Annotated in this window: 22 protein-coding genes; 20 read left to right on the top strand and 2 right to left on the bottom strand. The window is 45.9% G+C overall.

The window, feature by feature from the left end; genetic code table 11:
* Positions 1-120 precede the first annotated feature (120 nt).
* Complete coding sequence (locus AC58QO_RS17980) at positions 121-882, top strand: sulfite exporter TauE/SafE family protein (RefSeq protein WP_497267883.1); 762 nt, start codon at positions 121-123, stop codon at positions 880-882.
* 101 nt (positions 883-983) lie between these two features.
* On the opposite strand, the gene AC58QO_RS17975 is transcribed toward AC58QO_RS17980, so the two are convergent.
* On the bottom strand, positions 984-2051 hold the full coding sequence (locus tag AC58QO_RS17975; RefSeq protein WP_497267882.1) for a GntR family transcriptional regulator: 1068 nt from the start codon (positions 2049-2051) through the stop codon (positions 984-986).
* Between the two features lie 328 nt (positions 2052-2379).
* On the opposite strand from AC58QO_RS17975, the gene AC58QO_RS17970 reads away from it, so the two are divergent.
* From AC58QO_RS17970 to AC58QO_RS17890, 17 genes are all read left to right on the top strand, one after another.
* A complete protein-coding gene (locus AC58QO_RS17970; RefSeq protein ID WP_497267880.1) occupies positions 2380-3681 on the top strand; it encodes an ABC transporter substrate-binding protein in 1302 nt (433 codons plus the stop codon).
* A 99-nt stretch (positions 3682-3780) separates the two neighbouring features.
* A complete protein-coding gene (locus tag AC58QO_RS17965; RefSeq protein WP_497267878.1) occupies positions 3781-4665 on the top strand; it encodes a carbohydrate ABC transporter permease in 885 nt (294 codons plus the stop codon).
* Between the two features lie 5 nt (positions 4666-4670).
* The gene (locus AC58QO_RS17960; protein ID WP_497268152.1) at positions 4671-5516 is read left to right on the top strand and encodes a carbohydrate ABC transporter permease; all 846 of its coding nucleotides are present in this window, start codon (positions 4671-4673) and stop codon (positions 5514-5516) included.
* A gap of 91 nt (positions 5517-5607) precedes the next feature.
* Positions 5608-6567: a glycoside hydrolase family 43 protein gene (locus AC58QO_RS17955; RefSeq protein WP_497267876.1), complete on the top strand. Its 960-nt coding sequence runs from the start codon at positions 5608-5610 to the stop codon at positions 6565-6567.
* 55 nt (positions 6568-6622) lie between these two features.
* On the top strand, positions 6623-6766 hold the full coding sequence (locus tag AC58QO_RS17950; protein WP_171632188.1) for a hypothetical protein: 144 nt from the start codon (positions 6623-6625) through the stop codon (positions 6764-6766).
* 107 nt (positions 6767-6873) lie between these two features.
* The gene (abc-f, locus tag AC58QO_RS17945; protein WP_497267874.1) at positions 6874-8805 is read left to right on the top strand and encodes a ribosomal protection-like ABC-F family protein; all 1932 of its coding nucleotides are present in this window, start codon (positions 6874-6876) and stop codon (positions 8803-8805) included.
* Between the two features lie 228 nt (positions 8806-9033).
* Complete coding sequence (locus AC58QO_RS17940; RefSeq protein WP_497267872.1) at positions 9034-9732, top strand: hypothetical protein; 699 nt, start codon at positions 9034-9036, stop codon at positions 9730-9732.
* 127 nt (positions 9733-9859) lie between these two features.
* A complete protein-coding gene (locus tag AC58QO_RS17935) occupies positions 9860-10558 on the top strand; it encodes a pirin family protein (protein WP_497267870.1) in 699 nt (232 codons plus the stop codon).
* Positions 10559-10589: 31 nt separating this feature from the next.
* A complete protein-coding gene (locus AC58QO_RS17930) occupies positions 10590-10919 on the top strand; it encodes a hypothetical protein (protein WP_497267868.1) in 330 nt (109 codons plus the stop codon).
* 14 nt (positions 10920-10933) lie between these two features.
* Positions 10934-12022, top strand: coding sequence for a nitric oxide synthase oxygenase (locus AC58QO_RS17925; protein ID WP_497267867.1), 1089 nt, complete (start codon positions 10934-10936; stop codon positions 12020-12022).
* Positions 12023-12175: 153 nt separating this feature from the next.
* On the top strand, positions 12176-12379 hold the full coding sequence (locus AC58QO_RS17920) for a hypothetical protein (protein WP_497267865.1): 204 nt from the start codon (positions 12176-12178) through the stop codon (positions 12377-12379).
* Between the two features lie 971 nt (positions 12380-13350).
* Positions 13351-15285 (top strand): sensor histidine kinase, encoded by a 1935-nt coding sequence (locus tag AC58QO_RS17915; protein WP_497267863.1) that lies wholly within the window; start codon positions 13351-13353, stop codon positions 15283-15285.
* Positions 15251-16060 carry a response regulator transcription factor gene (locus tag AC58QO_RS17910; protein ID WP_497267861.1) on the top strand — a complete coding sequence of 270 codons (810 nt, stop codon included), beginning with the start codon at positions 15251-15253 and terminating at the stop codon, positions 16058-16060. Before AC58QO_RS17915 ends, AC58QO_RS17910 begins: the two co-directional genes overlap by 35 nt.
* A gap of 95 nt (positions 16061-16155) precedes the next feature.
* Positions 16156-17514, top strand: coding sequence for an extracellular solute-binding protein (locus AC58QO_RS17905; protein WP_497267859.1), 1359 nt, complete (start codon positions 16156-16158; stop codon positions 17512-17514).
* A 182-nt stretch (positions 17515-17696) separates the two neighbouring features.
* Positions 17697-18578 carry a carbohydrate ABC transporter permease gene (locus tag AC58QO_RS17900; protein ID WP_497267857.1) on the top strand — a complete coding sequence of 294 codons (882 nt, stop codon included), beginning with the start codon at positions 17697-17699 and terminating at the stop codon, positions 18576-18578.
* Between the two features lie 21 nt (positions 18579-18599).
* Positions 18600-19481: a carbohydrate ABC transporter permease gene (locus tag AC58QO_RS17895; protein ID WP_497267855.1), complete on the top strand. Its 882-nt coding sequence runs from the start codon at positions 18600-18602 to the stop codon at positions 19479-19481.
* Positions 19482-19643: 162 nt separating this feature from the next.
* Positions 19644-20981: a GH1 family beta-glucosidase gene (locus AC58QO_RS17890; RefSeq protein WP_497267853.1), complete on the top strand. Its 1338-nt coding sequence runs from the start codon at positions 19644-19646 to the stop codon at positions 20979-20981.
* Positions 20982-21054: 73 nt separating this feature from the next.
* Here AC58QO_RS17890 and AC58QO_RS17885 read toward each other — a convergent pair whose 3' ends face one another.
* The gene (locus AC58QO_RS17885) at positions 21055-22662 is read right to left on the bottom strand and encodes an MFS transporter (protein ID WP_497267851.1); all 1608 of its coding nucleotides are present in this window, start codon (positions 22660-22662) and stop codon (positions 21055-21057) included.
* A gap of 107 nt (positions 22663-22769) precedes the next feature.
* Between AC58QO_RS17885 and rarD the strand changes: the two genes are divergently transcribed.
* Both rarD and AC58QO_RS17875 read left to right on the top strand, forming a co-directional pair.
* On the top strand, positions 22770-23663 hold the full coding sequence (gene rarD / locus AC58QO_RS17880; RefSeq protein WP_497267850.1) for an EamA family transporter RarD: 894 nt from the start codon (positions 22770-22772) through the stop codon (positions 23661-23663).
* Between the two features lie 246 nt (positions 23664-23909).
* Positions 23910-24776 carry a MurR/RpiR family transcriptional regulator gene (locus AC58QO_RS17875; protein ID WP_497267848.1) on the top strand — a complete coding sequence of 289 codons (867 nt, stop codon included), beginning with the start codon at positions 23910-23912 and terminating at the stop codon, positions 24774-24776.
* The last annotated feature ends 59 nt before the right edge of the window (positions 24777-24835 follow it).

Below are 24835 nucleotides of genomic sequence, written 5' to 3'. Positions count from 1 at the left end.
TCACTTTATTTTCCAAAGGTAAATTCTTGCTAGAATAGTTACATCGTGCGAGAATAGATGTTGGATAAATCAGCAGTCATTTACATTAATTATGTACATAAAAAGGGGTCAATTTAAACCATGTTACACTTGAGTTGGGAAATGATGGTTTTCGTAATCATCGGTGGATTTCTAGCGGCCTACGTGGATTCCGTTGTTGGAGGAGGCGGGCTCATTTCGGTGCCTGTGCTGCTTGCTACGGGACTGCCGCCGGCGCTTGCGTTAGGTACGAATAAATTAGCGGGTACGATGTCATCGCTGACAAGTACGATTTCTTTTATGCGATCGGGGAATATCGATTTGAAGGCAGTACGAGTATTATTTGTGCTTTCTTTGTCCGGCGCAGTATGCGGGACGTTCGTATTGCAGCAAATTCCTTCTGACTTTTTAAAGCCGCTTGTTGTGGTCATGCTGATATTAATTACGATCTATACGATATTCCGCAAAAATTGGGGAGACATCTCAACCTTCAGCCAATACTCCGCAAAAACGGCGTTTTTGATGGGGTGCGCGGCTTTCGCATTAGGCTTCTATGATGGGTTTTTTGGACCTGGAACCGGCTCTTTTCTCATCTTCGTTTTCCTTATGGTCGGCTTCGATTTCGTCAAAGCTGCGGGGAATTCCAAAATACTCAATTTCGGCTCCAACATCGCGAGTTTAATTACGTTTATGGCACTGGATTCCATCGACTATTGGATCGGACTTCCGATGGGACTGGCTATGGTGTGCGGCGCTTTCCTTGGTTCGCGCATGGCTATTCGCAAAGGTTCGGCGTATGTGCGACCGCTTTTTATCACCGTATGTGTTCTGCTCGTTGGTAAGCAGATTTGGAGTTTAATGTAGTTTAGCATTTTTGACCAACAAAGAAGCTAAGAGCAATCACGCCTCTTAGCTTCTTTGTTATGCCGATATTTGCTTACGCTTCACCTTGCAGCCCCGCTCGACTACCCGTTAATCCATTTCACAGGAATCTCCACGCGCTGCGGCGTGTACTTTCCGCTAAATTGCTCAAGTAGCAACTCGACGGCAGATCGCGCCATTCGCTCTTCATCCTGCAAAACATGCGGAAGATTAGGGATTTCGGGATCATCGAAGGAAACGAGATGAATACTCGCGTTCAAGCCCTCTTCCTGATGCAGCGCTTGATAGGTCAGCCTCGCCATCTCGGCAGTTAAAGCAAAGACGGCTGTGATTTGCGGATGCTGATGCAGGAAATGAACGAGGTGAGTATAAGTATCCCCGGTTCTTAGAATGTCGATCGGCACATGACACCACAAGTTTTTATCAATGGGTATATTGCCGTCAATAAATGCCTTTTCGAAGCCATGGGTACGGTCCTCAATCGTAGTATTCGTATTAGCTGGTGAGATGAGCGCGATTTGTTGATGCCCGGCTTGCAACAGTCTCGACACGGTCTCATAAGCGCCGCCCCAATTATCGGAAATAATGCGATACGTATCAATATTGCGCAAAAAACGGTCGATGAAGACGAACGGGAACTTATCTAAGGATAGACGCAGCAAGGATTCATTATAAATTTCATCCTCCGTTGGGAATACAATGATCCCGCGCACCCCAGGGGAACTCGTTAGTTCCTGTACGGAGCGTGATTCTTCAAGAGAAGACTCACGTGTGATGTGAAGAATTAGTTGGTACCCTGCGGCCTTGATATAGAACTCGATATAATCAACAAGCTTTTGAATCACCATCGTTTTCATCGTAGGGATGATAAGTCCAATGTAGCCACTGGATGCCGGAGCCGGTGTCTGTACGGTTTTCTGAACGGTTAATGAAGGGATGGACGCAACAAAGGTCCCCTTCCCTTGAATGCGATTAACGAGCCCTTCATCGACAAGCGCAGCTAAAGCATTTTTGACAGTGATTTTACTAACCATATATTCATCCATGAACTCTTGTTCTGAAGGCACGCGATCTTTCGGACGAAGCTCACCTGACTCGATTTTGCCTTTAATTGATTGATAAATTTGCTTATAGAGAGGAATTTTATGCAATTGGCATCACCTGAATTCATGTATTTGTTAATTCTATTGTAACGAGAAATGACGAAAAAGGGAATATGCTGAGTATAAAAAATATAATTATTATAAATTTATAGGAATTTATAACCAATTAAATATATAAATGCACTGAAAAGTGAGCTAATATATGTTATGAAGCGCTTCCAAAATAAAATGAGATGGTGAGAAAGGAAATAAACAAGTATTAAGTATAATAATTATAATTTTAATACCAATTGATTATATGAATATAAAACGACTTGTCATATAATTCAATTATTAAAACGCTTTCAAAACTATATTCCATAGGGGGATACCTTACATGAAGAAGAAACTTCAAATGTCATCGGCCATCATATTAGCATCCATGGTATTACTGACTGCTTGTTCAACGAGTACGACTAGTAAAAATGATAGCGAATCCAAAAGCGGCACTCCAGTTAAATTAAGCTTTTGGACGTTTAATGAGCTGCATCAGAAATTCTTCGAAAGCATGGCAACTTCTTGGAACAAAGCCCATCCTGAACAGCAAGTTCAAATTGAAGCAACAACATTCCCTTATGATGATAATCACAATAAATTGTTAGTAGCTCTTCAATCGGGTACAGGCGCGCCGGATATGGCTGATATCGAGATCAGCAAAATCGGTAACTACCTAAAAGGCGACGTACAACTGGCAGCTTTGAATGATATCGTAGAGCCAGAAAAAGGGAATCTCGTTATGTCTCGCCTGGACAATTATGCGAAGGACGGCAAATATTACGGGATCGATTATCATGTCGGTGCTCAAGTGATTTACTACAATAAAGAAATTCTCGATAAAGCAGGCGTGAATGCTGACAATATTAAGACATGGGACGATTACGAAAAGGCGGGCAAACAGGTTCTTGAGAAAACCGGCAAGCCCATGGCGACCGTAGAAACGACGGATCAGTGGTCTTACTGGCCAATGGTGGTACAGCATGGTTCAGACTTCTTGGATAAGAGCGGGAATGTAACACTAGGGGATCAAGCCAATACAGAGGTACTTACCTACTTACAGAAGCTAGTTAAAGATAAAGTAGCGGTGGCTGCTCCTGGCGGTTTCCACCATGCCGAAGAGTATTACGGTTTCATGAACAAAGGCGGCGCAGCTTCCGTCTGGATGCCAATGTGGTACATGGGTCGTTTCACGGATTACATGCCTGATCTGAAAGGCAAAATTATCATTAAACCGATGCCAGTATTTAAACAAGGTGAAATGCGTTCATCCGGTATGGGCGGTACGGGAACTGTCATTACTAAGCAATCCAAAAATCAAGACATCGCGAAAAAATTTCTTTCCTATGCAAAGCTTTCCAAAGAAGGCAATATCCAAATTTGGTCCCAACTTGGCTTTGATCCAATCCGTTCTGACGTTTGGTCCGATCCAGCACTGAAAGCTGACAATAAATTCACTTCCTATTTCGGCAAAAATTTATGGGATGTATTGATTAGTGTGAAGAGTGAAATCGCGCCAACGAATGTCAAAGAAAGAACACCAGCTGTGTCGGATTATATTAAGACGAAAGCGATGTTCCAAGCACTTAATGACATGAAGGATCCTAAACAAGTATTGTCTGATGCGGTTAAAAATATTAAGTAAGCCGAACGCCAAGCGTTCCGCTGCAGGCTGTACCCGAGGGTCCAATGTCCCTCGGGTTAAGCTTTCAGTGCTTCAAGAAAGGAGTGACGATCGAACAGTATGAATAAATTTCTGTATTCATCTCGGGTAGCCCCATACGTGTTCGTTTTGCCTTTTATCTTATCGTTTCTGATTTTCTTTGCTTATCCGGTAATTACCACGGTCAATATGAGCTTTCAAGAAGTATTGCCAGGGCAGACTCATTATATTGGTCTCGCTAATTATAAGAATCTATGGAGTGAGACTTTCTTTGCTGCGCTTAAAAATAGCAGCCGATATACGTTCTGGACGCTGCTTGTACTCATTCCACTTCCTCTTATTCTTGCTGTTTTCTTAAATTCGAAGCTAACGAAGGCAAGCGCATTCTTCCGTTCTGCCTTGTTTATTCCATCACTCACTTCTGTTGTTGTCGCTGGAACTATTTTCAGGCTTGTTTTCGGCAGCTTGGATGATTCAGTTATGAATGGATTCCGTCATCTTTTAGGCATGCCGACGATTAACTGGTTGGCGAATTCGACAACAGGGATGCTTGTTTTGGTTATATTGGCGACATGGCGCTTTACAGGTGTTAATATCATCTACTTCCTATCTGCGCTGCAAAGTATTCCGCATGAACTGTACGAATCAGCTGAGATTGATGGCGCGAATGCATGGCAACGGTTCTGGCGTATCACCTTGCCTCTGTTGAAGCCGGTTGCGATTTATGTGATCACCATTTCTATTTACGGCGGATATTCGATGTTTACGGAAAGCTACATTCTTTGGAATGGCAACCGTTCACCGAATGATATGGGTCTTACGATGATAGGTCTTCTCTATCGCGAAGGGATCGAGAAAAATAATTTAGGCTTTGGCTCGGCCATTGGAATTACTCTGCTCGCGATTACGATGGTGATTAATGTGATTCAGCTGAGATTTTTCGGCTTATTCAGGAAGGAGGATTAAGCATGATCACACAACAACGGAAAAGGCCTTTTCCTTCCTTCCTGCTTTTGATGCTTTTTCTAGTCCTAGCGGGCCTCGCGCTCTTCCCGTTCTATAGTCTCGCTTTGGCTTCGCTCAAGCCTTCGAAGGAGTTGCTCCGATATGGGCTGAATGTAAAGCTGCAACCGGAATTGCTGTCCATGCATAATTATGCCTTCCTATTTTCAGCATCAGCGAAGAAATATTTGCTCTGGTACAAGAACAGTGTTCTGATCTCCCTAGTCTATACGGTTTTCTGTCTCTTGCTGTCCTCGATGGTTGGCTATGGACTTGCGATGTACCGTTTCGCAGGACGAAATCTGATCTTTGTCTTCGTTCTTTTGGTCATGATGGTGCCAGTTGAGATTATTATGCTTCCGTTGTATAAGCAGATGATTTCGTTTCATTTAATTGATACATTTAGCGGCGTGATTCTCCCATTCGTTGTCGCACCGCTGCCAATTTTCTTCTTCCGGCAATATGCCGAAGGGCTGCCTAAGGATTTTCTAGATGCAGGGCGAATCGACGGCTGCTCGGAGTATGGTATCTTTTTCAAAATCATGGTGCCATTAATGACGCCTGCTTTCGGGGCTATGGCAATCTTGCAAGCGCTGGCGAGCTGGAATAGCTTTGTATGGCCGTTAATTGTTCTCAAAACAGGGGAAAAGCTGACACTGCCAATCGGACTAGCGAGTCTGGTAACCCCTTACGGAAATAACTACGATATTCTCATTGCTGGCTCTGTGTTGGCAATCGTTCCTATTCTAATTGTATTTATTTTCTTCCAACGCTTCTTTGTATCAGGTCTTACGGTTGGCGGCGTGAAAGGGTAGTTGCAAGGGAGACGCATGGTAGTTATAGGAATAAGGAGCAAGACATTAACATCTGGGGCACTTAGACGGATGAAATTAAAGGAGAGTAACCATGGAGAAATTGGAGACTAGCTATATCAAACCACTCTTGGAGCAGCGTGCTGATCCATGGGTATATAAACATACAGACGGATATTATTATTTCACGGCTTCCGTGCCGGAATACGATCGTATTGAGCTTAAACGCTCACTTACAATTGAGGGTTTGAAGGAAGCGAAGGCTGCAATTGTATGGCGTAAACCGACGGAAGGTCCCTTAAGCGCGAATATTTGGGCACCTGAGATCCATTTCATAGCAGGCAGTTGGTACATTTATTTCGCAGCAGCGAGAACGACCGAAACCAACGAAGGTCTCTTCGATCATCGGATGTTTGTGCTAACGACAGATGAGGCTAATCCACTCGAAGGCAGCTGGCAGCTGGAAGGGCAGCTGCGAACGGCGTGGGAAAGCTTTGCTTTAGATGCGACGTCATTCGAGCATAACGGTACGCGTTATCTCGTTTGGGCACAGAAGGATCCTGCAATCGTAGGTAACTCGAATTTATATATTTCAGCCATGAGTAACCCATGGACACTGAGCGGTAAGCAAGTCATGATTGCAACGCCAGAGTTTGATTGGGAGATCATCGGGTTTAAGGTAAATGAAGGAGCGGCTGTTTTGATTAGAAATGGTCGGATTTTTATCAGCTACTCGGCAAGCGCCACCGACTTCAATTACTGCATGGGGCTATTGACGGCTCAAGAGGATGCGGATTTATTGGATCCGGAGTCATGGGTGAAAACAACAAGCCCTGTGCTTACTACCAACGAAAGCATCGGTCTTTTTGGACCTGGTCATAATAGCTTCACGGTCTCGGAGGACGGGACCCAAGACATTCTCGTTTTCCATGCTAGAAATTATAAAGAAATTGTAGGCGATCCGCTGTATGATCCGAACAGGCACACCTTCGTACGTGTACTGAAATACAACGCCGATGGCAGCCCAGATTTTGCGGGGTCCATTGCGAATTGACCGTTGGTTATGGTACTATTTTAGCAGAGTGTAATTTGAAGGAGGTGAAGGTAGGATGAATCGAGAGTTCGTAAACAACCGTGTGAGCCAGTTACCCATTGCGATGGCTGGCATCGTTCATGCAGAAGTCAAAGACGCGAGAGGTCTGTCCACTTATGCGCATACGGTTTACCAACTCACGAAAAGGCGCCTACCTTAACCCTCTACGGAAGTATCCGAAAGGTCGTGGGAATTTTTTCCTGCGGCCTTTTTGTGTACCCAAGATTAAGGTGGGGGCTGTCTTCATACCAAGGAGGATCCTTCATTATGTTAATTGTTAATGGTCAAAATATAAAAAAATACCACGGTGCACAGCTGGTGCTCGAGGATGTTACGTTTGAAATTCATCAAGGGGAACGTGTCGGACTTGTCGGTCGCAATGGCAGTGGGAAATCAACGCTGTTGCGCCTTATCGCCAAGATGGAGAAGCCTGATGAAGGGCAGCTTACGGTGCGGAAGGATACAGGGATCGGGTATTTGGCCCAAATCCCAAGCGCTTGGGAAAGCTACACGGTGTATGATGTGCTGGCTGCGAGCTTTCAAGAGCTGCTTGCGTGCCGCGCAACGATGCGCCAGCTCGAGGAGGAAATGTCGAGCCCGGCGGTCATGAATGATGAGAAGCAGATGGATCAGCTGCTGCAACGATACGCCGTATTGCAAGAGCGTTTCGAGCGCGAAGGCGGCTACGAGCTTGATGCGCGCATAGATCAGGTAGCGAATGGACTTCGTATCGCGAAGGGGTTTTATGAGCGGAGCTTTGCCTCCCTGTCAGGGGGAGAAAAAACAAAGATCACGTTAGCTTCCCAGTTAATTGGAAGACCAGATCTGTTACTGCTGGATGAGCCGACGAATCATCTGGATTTGGCAGGCGTGGAATGGTTGGAGGAGTACCTCAAGCATTATGACGGCGCTTGTATCATTGTCTCCCATGATCGTTATTTTCTGGACCTTGTTGTCACGAAAATCGTGGAATTAGAAGACGGTGAATCGACTACGTATCACAGCTCTTATTCGGGCTATGTGAAGGAGAAGGAAGTACGTCTGCTTCAGCAGTTCGCGGAGTACCAAGAACAGCAGAAGGTTATCAAAAAGATGAAAGAGACGATCAAACAGCTGATCGAGTGGGGGCGTATAGGCGGGAATGAAAAGTTTTTTTGCCGGGCGTTCTCCATGCAGAAGGCGCTGGATCGGATGGAAAAGCTCAAACGTCCCGTTCTGGATCCGAAGGCGGCTGATTTCGATTTGAAGCCGGAGGACCGTTCCGGTCGGAGGGTACTGCGCTTTGAGAATGTCACCAAGCGATATGGTGATAAGGTACTGTTGCAGCAAGCGGGAGGAGCGCTCGAATACGGTGAGAAGGTAATGCTCGTCGGGCATAACGGCTCCGGCAAAACCACGCTGCTGAAGATGCTGCTCGGTGAAGTGCAGCCCGATGGCGGGGAACTCGAGCTCGGGGCTCGCGTCGACATCGGATATTTGGCGCAGCAAGCGTATCCTGCGGATAATAAGAAATCCGTATTAGCCTACTTTTGCGAGGAAGCGAAGCTGGAAGAAGGGGAAGCGCGGGGGCGACTCGCTGCCTACTTATTTTATGGCGCGGATGTGTTCAAGTCGGTGAGCTCCTTGTCTGGCGGCGAGTGGACACGATTACGATTAGCGCTGCTTGTGCTGCGTAAGCCGAATCTGCTCATCTTGGATGAGCCGACGAATCACATGGACATCGCTTCACGCGAAGCGCTGGAGGATGCACTCGATGAATTCCCAGGCACGGTGCTGGCGGTAACGCATGATCGGTATTTTATGAATCGGTTGGCTCGCAAAATATGGGAGCTGGATAAAGGCAAAATTACCATGTATTTGGGTGATTTTGATGCGTACAAAGAAAAGAGCGGAGAGATTCGCGCTCGGGAGTTGCTTCTGGCAGAGGAGCGGCGGGTCGCTGATATAGGGAAAGTGAAAGCGAAGCAGCCCGAGGCATCGGGGGCTAAACCGAGTAAACCAGCGGCCGCGCCAGGGAAAGCAATCTTGGAAAAAGGGATTGCGAGCGTAGAAGCCGAGTTGGCCGTGTTGGATCTTCGGTTACAGCAGGAGAGCGCGGGTCTGACTGCGTCGGAGCTCGCGGAGCTTTGGCAGAAACGGGAGAGTGTGCAGGGACAGTTGGATGCGTTGTATGAGCAGTGGATGTTACTGGAGGAATAAATTCATAGCTGCATCAGGGGGCTGTTTCACAAGTAGGTTTATCTACTTGTAGACAGTCCCTTCCCATATTTCGTCACAATGGTGCGCTATTTGCCCGATTTTCGTCTTTCTCGGCATTTTCCCAACAAATAAGGTACTGAGGTTATCTGCCTCTCTAAAAAGATGTAACTAAAAGCCATTTATGTGCGATAATGGGAAAAATCGTGATTTTTGGAGCGGGGTAAGAGCATGCATTCGCAGAAAGTGATTTTCGGCACTATTTGGATCGTCTTATCAATCCTTTACTATTTTGTTTATCAAATTGTTAATCAGGTGTTAGATGTTACGGAGAATGGTTTTGGCCTCGTGAACACTACGATCAGTTTACTGCCATTTTTCGTATCCCTGTCTATTACTTATGTACTTATTCGTCTGTTAACGCTACGTCAATCGTATAAAGTACTATGGATGATTGCGCTCTCGATTCTACTGTCAGTTCCTACAAGTCTATCGGTAATTAAACTAATTGATCAACAGTCAAAGAGTGTCAATAAACTTCAACATCAAACTTTAATTCGAAATTTCCGTTTGCACATCGATTCTGTACATATTAATGGGATAACTAGTATGCGTATAAAAGAACTAACTGACTTTTCATGGGATAAGCTATATCTGTTCGGTCCTTATACAACGCCTACCCAAATCAATGACCGAATAGGGTACATATGGACGAGAAATTCTTTGCGCTTATCAGACGAAAATAGCAGTCTTCTCGTTTTTGTTTTGAATGAAAAAGTAGTGCAATATTTGGATCTATCTACTTGGATTAGAGGCGATAAAAACAATATGTATACTCCTGATCTTGGTGTTATTCAGTTCTCCAACTTGCGCTCAGATAATAACCAGATGAATCAAACAGTAGTGGAGTTAATTGAAAAGAGTAATTAAGTGCAAGCAACACCCTCATGAACAGGGATCGTCACAGAACTGGCTTCGTTTCGCCACCGATCTGACATGGAAGTTAGGAACCCGAGTGTGATAAGCTAAAGGTACTAAAAGTAGGAGGCGATTTGCTGTGATACAAGTTTTCCCAGCCAACACGCGTAATTCAACCGATATGGGGTGGCTCAAGAGCCACAAAAGCTTCTCATTCGGCGATTATTTTGATGAAGAGAATGTCAGTTTCGGAGTTATGCGAGTTTGTAATGACGATGATATCGCAGCAGGGCGGGGCTTTGGCCCACATCCCCATAGCGATATGGAGATTGTCAGCATCGTGCTCAGCGGAGCGATCAAGCATGAAGACAGTCTCGGCCATGTTGCCATAACGGCGTCTAATGGTGTGCAGCGGATGTCCGCAGGAAGCGGCGTTATTCACGCCGAGTATAATGCATCGGAAACGGAGCCGATGAGTCTATTCCAGCTGTGGTTTATGCCAGCAAAACGGGGTATGGAGCCCTCTTTTGAAAATGTCACCTATGAGCCGGAGGCGATGATAAATCATCTCTTGCCAGTGGTAACACCAGAGGGAGGTCCTCACATCGCGAAAATCCATCAAGACATGAGCATTTACCTCAGCAAGCTGGATGCGGGTAAGGAGCTGCAATTCGAGCAAGGCGAGAATCGCCGTATTTTCCTCATGCTCGTGAGCGGGAAGTGCTCCGCCAATGATGCGGTACTTGAAGCGAAGGATAGTGCGCGTATGCAAAATGAATCGATCCTGACGATTCGCGCGCTGGAAGATACACATTTCATGCTTATTGATCTGCCTTAAGAAGATAACGGAGATAGAGGAGGTTGCAGCGATGAAGGAAACTTTTCTAGTGAAGCATGCGGTTGGCGGACGTGCATTTATCGATACCGGCAAGCACCCCGTGCCCTATGAGTGGAAGCAGCAAGGCGAACAATGGTTGTTCAGCGTTCAGATCGATCAGCCAGAGCGGATTGCGGAGCTTTTGAAATGGAAAGATGAACTGAATGTATTTGTTTTCCAAGAGTTTGAGAATGAGCCTACACGGAAATTATGGTTCTATGTTGGTGATGATGCCGTTCAGTATAACGCAGACAAAGGCGAGCTAACGATTATCGCAACCTCCCATATCAGCTATATTCCCGACCAATTTAGTGCGAAGTGATTGGAGTTATCCCCATGAAAGTTCAGGATCAACAACTAGAGAAAGCGATCCCCTTTATACAAGAATGCTACACCGAATTAGGCAAAAGTCAGGCTCAAATCGGCGCGCGAATTGCTGAGATCACACAAGCCATTCAGTATAAAGGTGAGTTTGAGCACACGTTAGAAGAGTTGACCCATGGTGCAAAAATGGCTTGGCGCAACAGCAACCGCTGCATTGGCCGCTTGTTCTGGGAGTCGCTCCGTGTTTACGATGCTCGTCATATAGAGACGGAAGAGGCAGCGGCCGACGCGCTTTTCAGGCATATCGAGGAAGCGACGAATGGCGGCAAAATCCGCCCCGTTATCACGATATTCCCACCTTCGAGAGAAGGGCAGGCTGTCGTCCAGATCAAGAACGAGCAGCTGATTCGCTATGCTGGGTATGAGACCGAGAATGGCATCGTGGGCGATCCTGTTTCACTAGCCTTCACGAAGGAATGTCAGGCACTCGGCTGGCAAGGGGCAGGTACGCATTTCGATGTGCTGCCGCTTATGATTCAAGTGGGAGATCGAGCGCCGCGACTGTTTGAGATCCCTCAATCGTTGATTTTGGAAGTCGCCATCACCCATCCGGAGCTGCCGGCCTTCGAAGAGCTGAACCTGCAATGGTATGCGGTGCCGATGGTTTCCAACATGTACCTCGAGATTGGCGGCGTGATCTATCCCGCGGCTCCCTTTAACGGGTGGTACATGGGAACGGAAATCGGCGCGCGGAATTTTGCCGATGAGGCCAGGTACAACATGCTGCCGCGGGTAGCGTCAATCATGGGGCTCGATACGCATCGCGAGTCTTCCTTATGGCGGGACAAAGCGCTGGTTGAGCTGAATGTAGCGGTGCTGCATTCGTTTCAGCTGCAGGGTGTCGCCATCGTCGATCACCACACGGCGGCGAAGCAGTTCAAACGCTTCGAGGACAACGAGGAGAAGAGCGGGCGCGACGTCACGGGTGATTGGACGTGGCTGATTCCGCCGCTGTCCCCGGCAACGACGCATATTTTCCACCAGCATTACTCGAACGAAGCGAAGCTGCCGAATTTCTTTTATCGCAGTAAAAAGCGCTAAGCCTTTTTTCAAGTCATGAAGTCTACTCACGTACCCACACTTTGTGTGAGGGCGGGGGTAGGCTTTTTTGTTGTTTGGGAAATAAGTCGAAAAAACAGCCATGACAAATGTTCCATCGTCACCCCTATAGTTAAACTATAAGGTGTAGTTTTCGTGTTAGATCGACTTACACACACCCAAAAAACCATGTCCTTGCATACGCAAGTCGAAAAAATCGACTTACAGACTTCAAAAGCTTATGTACTGCAAGCGCAAGTCGAAAAAATCGACTTACAGACTCCAAAAGCCCATGTACTGCACGTGCAAGTCGAAAAAATCGACTTACAGACTTCAAAAGCTTATGTCCTGCACGTGTAAGTCGAAAAAATCGACTTACAGACTTCAAAAGCCCATGTACTGCACGTGCAAGTCGAAAAAATCGACATACAGACTTCAAAAGCCCATGTACTGCACGTGTAAGTCGAAAAAATCGACTTACAGACTCCAAAAGCCCATGTACTGCACGTGTAAGTCGAAAAAATCGACTTACAGACTTCAAAAGCTTATGTACTGCAAGCGCAAGTCGAAAAAATCGACTTGCAAACTTCAAAAGCTTATGTCCTGCAAGCGCAAGTCGAAAAATCGACTTACAGACTTCAAAAGCCCATGTACTGCACGTGCAAGTCGAAAAAATCGACTTTCAGACTTCAAAAGCTTATGTACTGCAAGTGCAAGTCGAAAAAATCGACTTAAAGACTCCAAAGCCCATGTACTGCACGTGCAAGTCGAAAAAATCGACATACAGACTTCAAAAGCCCATGTACTGCACGTGTAAGTCGAAAAAATCGACTTACAGACTCCAAAAGCCCATGTACTGCACGTGTAAGTCGAAAAAATCGACTTACAGACTTCAAAAGCTTATGACTGCAAGCGCAAGTCAATTTGAGCTAGTTATCCGATTTTACGACTAGCCCAAGTCGGATAACTCCGCTGCAGCCAGCCATTAGTCCGAATTTACCGAACTAATCTCATTGACTGCACCTTTAAATCCGAATTAGTCATAAATAGCCGAACTAAATCGATGAATACACTGCTCATGCCGGGAAGATGTTAAATAAGTCGGCAAAATCGGACTATTGGTCTTTTTTTACAAGTAAACTCCGAATTAATTCGGAGATATCGGACTAACGTAACTTCTGGTGAAGATTTAAAGTGTTACGCGCAAATCCACAATAGTTTAATAGCCAAACTAACTCGTATGTAGTATGATTTGGCATATTGAAAGCACTCGAATCACTTGAACTCGAATCACTCGAATCACTCACTATACATGTAAAGGGGAACTCCGCTTGTGGCAGAAGGTAGCTAACTGGAATACTTTGCGCAATCAGATGTTAGCGGGATTTATTGCCGTGATGATCATCGTCCTGGTCTGTGCAGGCGCTATTACGTACAACTCGGTGTCGACTCTTCTCAATACGAAGGCGGAGACGCAGATGAAGCAAATCGCCAGCCAAGCCAATGGCCGGCTGGAAGCGCTCATAACACAAATTGATACGCTAACGTTGCAAGCTGTAAATGATGTTTATCTCCAGCAAGTGTTTCTTTCAGCTGTTCAAGGGAGAACAATGAGCTTCAGCGAACGTCAATCGCTTTTGAAAATCGCCAATCACATCCAAGCCTATAGCGGCGTAAGCAACGTGGAGCTGTATACCACTGATTTTGAGCGCATGTTTCCACTGGATGAGCAGAAGTTAACGGATCGCGTTGACCCGAATTGGATTGAGCAGGCGGATCGTGAGAAGGGCAGGCTGGTTTGGATTGGGAACGACCCCAAAAATCCAGAATCGGTTCTAGCCATTCGTCGGATCAATTTGATTGACCGGTGGTTCTCGAATGGCGGGTATTTAATGGTGCGAATTAATCGCAGCTATTTTGATTTCCAAAGCCAGCTGCCAGATACGGGACACCGCGAGTTGATGCTGCTAGCCGATAGCTCGGCTAGGCCGATCGTTTCGGATGGTGAGGCGCAGGCTAACATAAGTGATCTAATGCTTACTGTCGCACAGCAGGTCACGCTGGAGCAGAAGAGGTACATTCTGGTGAAGCAGCATTCGGACCAGACGGGCTGGACGTTGATGATTCTGTATCCGGTGAGTGATATTACCGATGGGATTTCCGTGTTGCGCTGGGCGATTATCGTGTCTGGGGCGATCGGATTGGTACTATTTATCATTCTTTCGTTTTTACTTTCCTCGATGATTACGAGGCCGATTCTGCGGCTGATGCGAGCCATGAGAAATACAAGGCAAGGGGTGCTGACGCCCAATCTTACGCAGTCTTACACCACAGAGTTGAACGATTTGAACATGACCTACAATCAGATGGTAGACAATATTAATCGACTTATTAAACTCGTGTACGAGAAGGAAATGATCCAAAGCCGAACAGAGCTGCAAGCATTGCAAGCGCAGATTGATCCGCATTTTTTATATAACACATTGGAAGCCTTGTACTGGTCCTTGCAGGAGAAAGACGAAGAAGAGCTCGCGGATCTTGTTGTATCGATGTCTGATTTATTTCGCTATGTCATCGGGAATCCGAACAAGGATGTGTGGGTCAACTTATCAGACGAATTAGAGCACATTAAGCGTTATTTAAGCATCATGAGTGTAAGGTTCGGTTCGCGTCTCATTTGGGAAATTGACAGCGAGGAGATGTACAGTCACGTGCATATTCCGAAGCTGCTTATTCAGCCGTTAGTGGAGAATGCGATTTTGCATGGTTTGGAAGGTAAAATTGGCGTGGGGCTGATTACGATTCGCGTGGAGCCGTCACCTTTGGAACCAGATGAGCTCCGCATAACTGTACGAGATGATGGTCCGGGGATGAATGAACAGACGCTCCAAGCTGTGCAGGAGTCGATGGAACGCGGAAGCGCAGCGACTAGTTATGGATCTGGAAATGGATCTGGATCAGGCCCTGGTTCTGCCTCTGCATTTGGCCAAACATCTGGCTCATCCAGCCCTATCCCTAGCTCAAACGCGAGTGTAAACTCAGGCTCTACAGCACCTAACACCAATGCCACTACCTCCAAAGGAAAAGGCATGGCGATTTCCAATGTACAGCGGCGTCTCCAACTCTACTACCCATCACTGCCAGATAAATATCGCGGTTTAACGATCACTAGCAGTCCTGGTCATGGGACAAGCGTGAGCTTCGATATTCCGATTTATAAGGAGGAGAACGATGATTCAATCGGGGAAAACTATACTCATCGTTGACGATGAGCCATTAACAAGAGAAGGCATACGTAAAACATTAGAAGCCTGGTCGATTGGTCGGTATTCCATACTCAGCTGCAGCAATGGGACTGAGGCACTTGAACTGCTCCATTCACGTCCCGTTCATCTACTGATTACGGACATCCGTATGCCTGAGATCAACGGCCTGCAGGTCGTGGAAGGTTCCCGCGGTTTCGCCCATAAGCCCGTGGCTATCATTATCTCGGGACATCCTGATTTTCAATACGCACAGACGGCCATCGAGTTGGGTGTTGTTAACTATCTGCTCAAGCCGATCCAGAAGAGCAAGCTGATCGATGCCGTTGAGCAAGCATTGCGCATTGAAGAAGAGCGCGGCCGCGTAGAAACGATGGAGAAAATGGTGGACACTCGCCTGATGCAGGCGAAGACCGCTGACAAAAATTACAGTGCGCCTGTCCAACAGGCAGTACTTTATGTTGAAGAAAATTTACAAGCTCCGCTTGGCATGAGCGAGGTGGCTAGCCATATTCATCTGAATCCGAGCTATTTCAGCGCGCTTTTCAAAGAGCAAACCGGTTTCACCTTCAGTGAATATGTTACGAGAAGCCGGATCCAGAAGGCGAAGGAGCTTCTGCTGCAAACAAGGCTAACCATCGCCGATATTTCGGAGCAAGTCGGTTATCAGACGTCGAAATATTTCATCAAGCTGTTCAAAGAGTACGAAGGGACAAGTCCAAATCAGTATCGGAAACAGATTATGGATGCCGATGATCGGATAGATACCTCGAAATAGTGGAATATTACCCGATAGCTGTTACTCCCTGTGGCCTCTATGAAAGCGCTACAATAAAACACGTAGCACACAAATGATTTGAGGGGGAAACAAAAATGGTAAGAAAAACGCTTACATTGTCGCTTACAACGATGCTTGGCCTATCCATGGTATTGACGGGGTGCTCTAGCTCCACAGATAATGCGAGTCAAACGACAGCGCCTAAAGAATCAGCGAAAGCAACCGAAGCAGCAAGTGCTCAACCCGCCAAAAAAGTGACTATTAAAATGATGCACCTCTGGCCGACTGGAAACTCGGCAACACAAAACAAAATTGTAAACGATATCATCAAAGAGTATCAAGCGGCTAATCCGAATGTTACGATCGAACAAGAAGTGCTTGAGAATGAACAATATAAGAATAAAATGAAAGTGCTTTCCACTTCGAATGCGCTTCCAGATGTAGGCTTCACATGGGCTGCAGGCTACATGGATCCTTATGTAAAAGGCGACATGTTTGCTCCACTTGATGACTTGCTTCAAGGTGATTTGAAGGATAAGTTCGTTAAAGGCACAACAGATGCTTACGCATTCGGCGGCAAAACGTATGGTCTTCCAGTCGAATTGAACATCGTTCCGGTATATTACAATAAAGCTATTTTTGCCAAACATAATCTTACACCACCTAAGACATACGATGAGTTCAAAAACATAGTGAAAACGCTTAGCTCGAACGGTGTAGCACCAATCGCACTTGGTAACAAAGACCGTTGGACAGGTTCACTCTGGTACATGTACCTTGCTGATCGTATCGGCGGACCAGAAACATTGAAGAAAGCGATTGACCGCTCAGGTTCTTTCAACGATCCTGGCTTGGTTCGCGCAGCTTCGGAAGTTTCCCAGCTTGTGGACATGAATGCGTTCAACAAAGGCTTTAACGGACTTGGCAACGATGAAGGTAAAGCTGAATTCATGAACAGTAAAGCAGCTATGTACATGATGGGAACATGGGAATTACCGAACTACACAACGAACAAAGATGTTCCACAAGCGTTCAAAGATCAAATCGGATTCTTTAAATTCCCAGCGGTAGAAGGCGGTAAAGGGAACATGGATAGCTGGGTTGGCGGACCAGGCGTAGGCTTGTTCGTTGCTAACAACTCCAAAGTGAAAGAAGAGTCCAAGAAATTCGTTAGCTTCTTCGTATCGAAGTGGGGCGAGCACGCTATTTCTGAAGCGGGTGTAATTCCAGCAACGAAAGTAGACACGTCCAAAGTGAAACTGCCGCAAATGTATATCGACCTATTGAATGAGCTGAACAAAGCGAGCAACATTACGCTGTTCGCAGATGTTCAAATGAAGCCTGCTTCCGCAGAAGTTCACTTGAATATGATTCAAGCTTTGTATGGTAAAGCGGTGACACCGGAAGTCTTTGCGAAGAATCATGAGGATGCCTTGGCGAAGGAAGCCAAGTAATCTTACGAATACGAGCGATAAGGGCAAGGACATATCCCTGCAAAGTGGTATGTCCTTTGTCATACTATTAGGAATTAGTTGTTTCACATGGTAAGGCGGCTATATTTTTAGATACACGCACTAGTCCTATAGGACAGCGTAGCCGTTTATTTTGTATCGGTTGAGAAAGGGAGTGCCTACTTATGGATAAAGTCATGTCTAATAAATCCATGATTGCGATCTACGTGATTCCCTCGTTATTCCTGCTTTTAGCCTTGATCTATATGCCGATCTTGATGACAGGTTATTACGGATTAATGAAATGGGATGGCGTAGGCAAAATGAGTTTCATTGGTTTGCATAATTACGCAGAACTGCTTAAAGATAAGTTATTCTGGGGAAGCGCGAAGCACTCGTTCTTGTTGGCGGTCTTCTCAACAATCTCCTTGCTTGGGTATCTCCTAGTTGCATTGGTGCTATCCGCGAACATCCGCGGGGCTAATTTTTTCCGTAAAATCTATCTAATTCCTATGCTGCTTTCTTCAGTTGCAATCGCTCAACTATGGTTGAAAATATTCCACCCAACGAACGGGGTATTGAATTCTATCCTAACTTCTCTGGGGGTCACGCATACACCCGAATGGCTGTCCAATCCATCCATTGTTTTATACGCGATTTTTATGCCGATCTTATGGCAGTACGCCGGATTTTATATTTTGATCTATTATGCCGCTTTGAAAAATGTGCCGACTTCGCTGATCGAAGCAGCGCGTATCGATGGTGCCAGCCCATGGCGCATTGCGCTATCCATTCGCGTTCCGTTAATCGCAGAAGTAATGAAAGTGACGGTCGTTCTAGCCGTTGTCGGATCGTTGAAATATTTTGACCTGATCTACGTGATGACAGGCGGCGGACCTAACGGCTCTAGTGAAGTAATGGCGTCCTACATGTACCGCAAAGCGTTCAAAGGCTATGATTTCGGCTATGCCAGTGCCATCGGCTTCTTCTTGCTCTTGATTTGCCTTGTGGCTACTTGGTTAATTCGTAAAGCGACAGCTTCCAAAGATGATATCCAATATTCGTAATGAAAGGAGACTCCGATACTGATGCAAATCGAAACTACCCGTGGTCAGACACAGGCGCTAACACCGCGAAGCAAGCTTCCTGAACAAATCGGATATGGCGTTCTGTACGTCGTGTTGACGATTGTCGCCGTGATTCAGATTTTTCCACTCTTGTGGCTTATGCTGTTCTCCCTGAAAAATAATGAGGAAATATTCAATCTTGCTCCAATGGCATTTCCCGAAAGACTGCGTTGGGAGAATTACGAGAAGGTCTGGACGCAGGGCCATATTAACAGCTACTTTTTTAACAGTGTCTGGATGACAGTAGTTTCTGTAGGTGTCACGGTCATACTGGCCAGCTTGGTCACATTCGCCTTGACCCGGATGACTTGGAAGCTGCAATCGTTCGTGCTGGGACTATTCATGGTTGGGCTGATGATTCCTGTACACTCGACACTCATTCCGTTGTTCAGTCTCTTTACGAAAATGGGCCTAACCAACCATCCGTTGTCGATCATTTTGTCCTACATTGCTTTTAACTTGCCGATTACGATCATGATCATGCTCGGCTTTTATTACACGCTGCCGCGTGAAGTGGAAGAAGCAGCCGTTATGGACGGTTGCTCCGTGAATCGCATCTTCTTCAGCATCACGCTGCCGATGACGGCGTCCGTGTTATCTACCGCTGTTATCATCAACATGATCTACAATTGGAACGAGTTTATTTTCGTGAATACGTTCATTTCCTCGGAAAAGTACAAAACGTTAACTGTTGGCGTACAGAATTTCGTTGGCCAATATACGACCGATTGGGGAGCGATTGGTGCTACCTTGATGATCAGTATTTTGCCAATCATGATCGCTTTCATCCTGCTGAGTAACCGTATCGTAGAAGGCATTGCGGCAGGTTCTGTAAAAGGATAAAGAAGTTCAAAAGTCCCCTTGTAGGGGATTTTTTGCGTTTTACCGTTTATTGACGTAACGATATTTCGTTTAAATTGGATAAATGATAAAATGATAAAGAAAATTGAAAGCGATTCCATTTGCTGAGTGAAAACATAAATACAAAGAAGGAGTCGTCCAACTATGTTTACGCAATTTAGCAAGGACTTCCTGTTTGGAACTGCTACGGCCGCTTACCAAATCGAAGGGGGCTGGAATGAGGACGGCAAGGGTTTATCCATATGGGACGTGTTCTCCCATACGAAAGGAAAGATTCGAGATGGCAGTAACGGTGATATAACCTGCGATACCTATCATGATTTTCAGAGGGATATCGAGATCATGAACAATCTCAACATGGATGCTTACAGGTTCTCGATCAGCTGGTCGAGAGTATTGCCAGAGGGCAGGGGACGGGTCAACCAGCAGGGTCTGGATTATTACGACCGTTTGGTGGATGCTTTGCTCGAAAAAGGGATACGGCCGTTCGTAACGCTCTTCCACTGGGATACGCCGTATGCGCTATTTGATAAATATAAGGGATTTGCTAGCAGGGAAACGGCGCAGTACTTTGCGGAATATACCGGGGTTGTCGTTCAAAGACTCGGAGACCGGGTTAAGGATTGGATCACGCTGAATGAGCCCTGGGAGCATGCCATGATGGGGCACTTTCTTGGTGAGCACGCGCCGGGCATCCGAAATCCATGGACCTATTTCAAAGTCGCGCATCATCAACTTCTTGGACACGGTCTAGCCGTGCAGACGATGAGAAGCGTGCACAAAGATTTGAACATCGGTGTTACCCTAAGCCAGTTTCCGATTTACCCGGCTAGTTATGAGGCTAATGAAAAGGAAATGGAATCGGTCGAAATGGCGGATATGTTCATTAACCGGTTCTACTTGGATGGCGTATTTAAAGGCACATATCCGGAGAAGCTGTTGTCGAAGCTGTGGCCGATCGCGCCCAAGATTCATCAAGGTGATATGGAAAATATAAAGCAACCTATTGATTTTCTGGGGGTTAATTATTACGGTCGAGTGTTCGCCGCGAGAAAATGGTATATTCCTTTCTTAAAAACGTGGGTTGATAGAGGCTACACCGACGATCGCTATTCGCATCCAATACTCGGTGCTAATGGCTATCCGGAAGGTTTCAAGGAGCTATCTAAGCGCTATCGTGAGGAATACGGTAACCCCGTCGTCTACATAACCGAGAACGGTACGGTAGGAGAGGAGATCGCGGATAAGGATCGTATCGACTATCTGACCTACTATTTAAAGTCGCTGAAAGAAGCCATTGACGAGGGCTCTGATATCAGAGGTTATTTCTATTGGTCGCTGTTGGATAACTTTGAGTGGAATTCCGGATTATCTTGTCGTATGGGCCTCCTCCATGTGGATCACAGGACCCAGCAACGTACCGTTCGTGATAGCGGGCATTGGTTCCGGGATCTTATCGCGCATCAGACAAGTAGAAGGTAGAAGAAAGAAAAGGGACTGCTGAACGATCTGTCGTTCAGCAGTCCCTTCGATTATTGACTTGATAGAGGTTTTCTCATAAGGAAGGTGTATGGTCTTCTCGTTTGCTGGGGGCTTGTTTGAATTCATACTCGTCAGAATAATCAAGTTCCATTTGCCTATTACGAGAGAATTCTGAAAGCTCCTGTTCTTTTTTCTTGTTAATCGGGAAAAACAAGAGCGGAATGATACCCAGCAATAAGCATACTAAGGGGAGTATGCCTGCGCCGATTTTTATTCCCATCAGCGCTTGATCACTTTGAATTTTGGTTCCGGACTGGAATCCGAAATAGCTGATCGTGGCCATGAAGAGCGAAGCCTGAATGCCGGATACTGGAATGGTCAACAAAGCGTCAAGGCCGTTGAACATGCCGGCTTTTCTCTGGCCGGTTCGCTGTTCATCCTCATCAATAATGGCACCCATCATCGGGCTAAGCGCGATACTGATCGCTTGCGCAAACACGTACATGATGATGTACGCAACTAAGGCTTGGAAGAAATTATGTACGAAAGTCAGAAGGAGAAAACCCAAGGCACAGGGGAGCAGAGCCGACATAATGGACATTTTCATTCCTAACTTTTTGATCAATAGTCCCCACAACGGCGCGGTCAGGAATAGCGAAATACCCATAGTCACATCCATCAGCGTAGCCTGAAAGCCCTCGAGTTTCAACACATAATCCGACATATACAGAAAGGGTGTAAAGTAGAAGGCGCATGGACCCATGGCTAAAATCTGAAACAGAACTAAGGTTACAAATGCTCTTGATTTAAAGGCATCACGCAAGTTGGCTGCAACATCTCCGAAGACGCCTCCTCTTTCCTCGATTTGCAAATTTTCTTTTAAGTACATCGCTCTTGTTTCTTTTAATGGTTTGAGTGCAATGAAGTAGAGAATGGAATTGATCACAAGAACTGCACAGAACAGGATCATGGTCAAACGTTTATCGTGGCTTCCGACCAGCAGTAAAGTGGGGATCAACGTACCTAAAAAGCCGCCGATGTTCGCAACATAAGTCGTCATGACAGCTACGTCCACACGTTCCTTATTCGTTTTGGCCGCAATGAGCTTGTAATTGGCGTGCGCTATGGAGAAGGTGGTCATAGAAGTATCATAAATGAACAATAAGAGAAGCAGAAATACGAAAATCATCCATTCGTTCCAAGAAGGCTGCGCGAAAATCATGGCGAAGGTTGCGAATAGAGTGACGGGCGCACACATCCGCATGATATAAACGTATTTTCCTCTTTTTTCATTAAATTTGCGTCTGTCCAGCCATACGCCGATGGCCGGGTCATTGATGGCGTTCCAAATACCAAAAATCGCATAGATGAGACCCACGAACTTCGGGTCCAAACCGATGATATCGGTATAGTATTTCAAGAAAGCATTGTGAATGAGTACATTGCTTAGATTGCCGGGCATTGTAGGAAAAGACAAATAAAACTTTTGCCGGTTTGTCAGTTCGCGTGTGGGAGTTGAAACGATACCGCTTATAACAATCGCTCCAATGCTAAAGGGATGGACTATACGAATACCATAACATAAAGCGCTTTCATAGGGATAGATGGCAAATATTTCGTATTCAACGCCCAGAAGCAATTCGTACGAGGGAAGGCCTTCTAACCAATGCTCATTGTTCACACACGCTGCACCTAAGCTATGTTACAATAAAGCAATGTTATTAACCAACGGACAAATTTTATGGTTCATAGAATTGTGTTACTTGTATGTGAAATGAGGTTTTTGCGATGAAAAAAGGGCTTGGGTATGCCATTATTGCGTATATTGCTTGGGGCCTGCTGCCTGTGTATTGGAAGCTTTTTGGTTCATTGATGGCGGGTGAGATCTTGTCGCACCGCGTGATATGGTCATTCGTCTTTATGCTGATTCTGATTTTCGTGGGAAAAGGTCAGGCGAAACAGCTCTGGAGCATGCTCACGAATCCGAGAACGATGCTCGTTGTAGGAACAAGTTCTGTGCTGATTAGCGCGAACTGGTTAATCTTTATTTGGGCCGTGAACAATGGCCATGTCATCGAAACAAGTCTCGGCTATTATATTACACCGCTATTTAATATCATGCTCGCGGTGCTGTTTCTCCGAGAGAAACCGACAGGCGCGCAATGGCTGGCTGTTGCCTTGGCCGGCATCGGTGTGCTGATCGCCACGATCGACTATGGTCGATTCCCGTGGGTTTCACTCTCGCTTGCAGCTTCATTCGGCTTGTACAGTCTGGTGAAAAAGAGAGTATCCTACGACGCGTCGATAGGACTTGCAGGGGAAACAGCGGTCGTCTTCCCGCTGGCGCTTGCGTACATCGTCTATCTCTATGCGACGCATCAATCGACGGCAGGCTCGCTGCCTACGCTGCATTTCGTACTGCTGCTCCTTGCAGGTGCAGCTACCGCGATGCCGCTGCTCTGGTTCGCCAAAGCCGCGGCCAGATTACCCCTTTCCATGCTGGGCTTCATCCAGTACATTGGCCCGTCGATCACGCTGCTGCTGAGCATCTTTATGTTTAAAGAGAAGTTCTCGCCTGTATTGTTCATTAGCTTTGCGTTTATCTGGAGCGCACTCGTGGTATATGCATTGGCATCGATTAAAGTGGCGCGATTGGCCAAACAGGATGTTTCGCTTACTTAATACTGCATAAAAAATGCCCCCAACCTTTAAAGTTGGGGGTTTCTTTTTTTTCCTAATCGGACCACGTTTAGCTCTCGTATTTATTGGAAATAAATTTCACTAAACGCTGTAGTTTTCGAAATAAAATTTCTTGAGACCGACATAATTTCACAATTCTTTTGCACGCGTATCTTGTTTTTTCGCCCAATTATACGTATGATGAAGGTGATTTCAACACAGATAATCTATGGTGAGTAGGGAACCGATATGTCAATAAATGATAATATTTTAATCAAAATCCGTGATATGAAAGACAGCCTCACTCCTGTAGAGAAGCTTGTGGCTGAGTACATTCTTGACAATGTGGACGAGATTCCACATCTTTCGATTAAGAGCCTTGCACAATTCACCAAAACGAGTGATGCCTCTGTTCTACGCTTTTGCAAAACGATGGGATATAAGGGATATCGCAACTTTATCGTGAGCATTTCGGCCTCGCTGGGATCAATGGATGAGGAGCAGAAGGACCAATACACCGATATTCAACCTGGAGATGATCTCAATACGATTATTTCCAATATCTCACATAATAACAGTAAATCCATTGAGGACACGCTTAGTGTCATTGATAGAAATGAAGTTGCCCGAGCGGTCAAAGTGTTAGTCGAATGCAACCGGATCGTATTCTTCGGGATCGGTGCTTCCGGCTTGGTCGGGATGGACGCGGAGCAGAAATTCTCACGCATCAACAAGATGTGTCACACGTATACGGATGGACATAGTCAACTGACAGCAGCGACGCTGTTAGGTAAAGGCGATGTTGCCATTTTCATTTCGAACTCGGGGAGCACAATTGAGATCCTCGATACATTGGAAATTGCGAAGAAGAATGGTGCCACGATTATCGCCATTACCAAATATAACAAAAGCGCCTTAGCGGATAATGCGAATATCGTCCTTAGTATTTCGACACCAGAAGTGACGATTCGAAGCGGCGCCATGGGCTCAAGAATCGCGATGCTGACGGTGATAGATATGCTTTTTGCCGGGGTAGCGAGCAGTGAGTATAAGCATGTGAAGAAGTATTTGGCCAAAACGCACGACATTATTGCCAGCAGTAAGCATAGAAAATAAACGTTAAGAACAAACTAACGATGTCATTTCAGACGTCGTTTTTTTTTGTCGAAAAATAA

It is taken from the genome of Paenibacillus sp. J31R30 (genome assembly GCF_059692115.1).
Note: the sequence above shows the minus strand (reverse complement) of the source record. Positions and strands in the feature narration are given on the sequence as shown.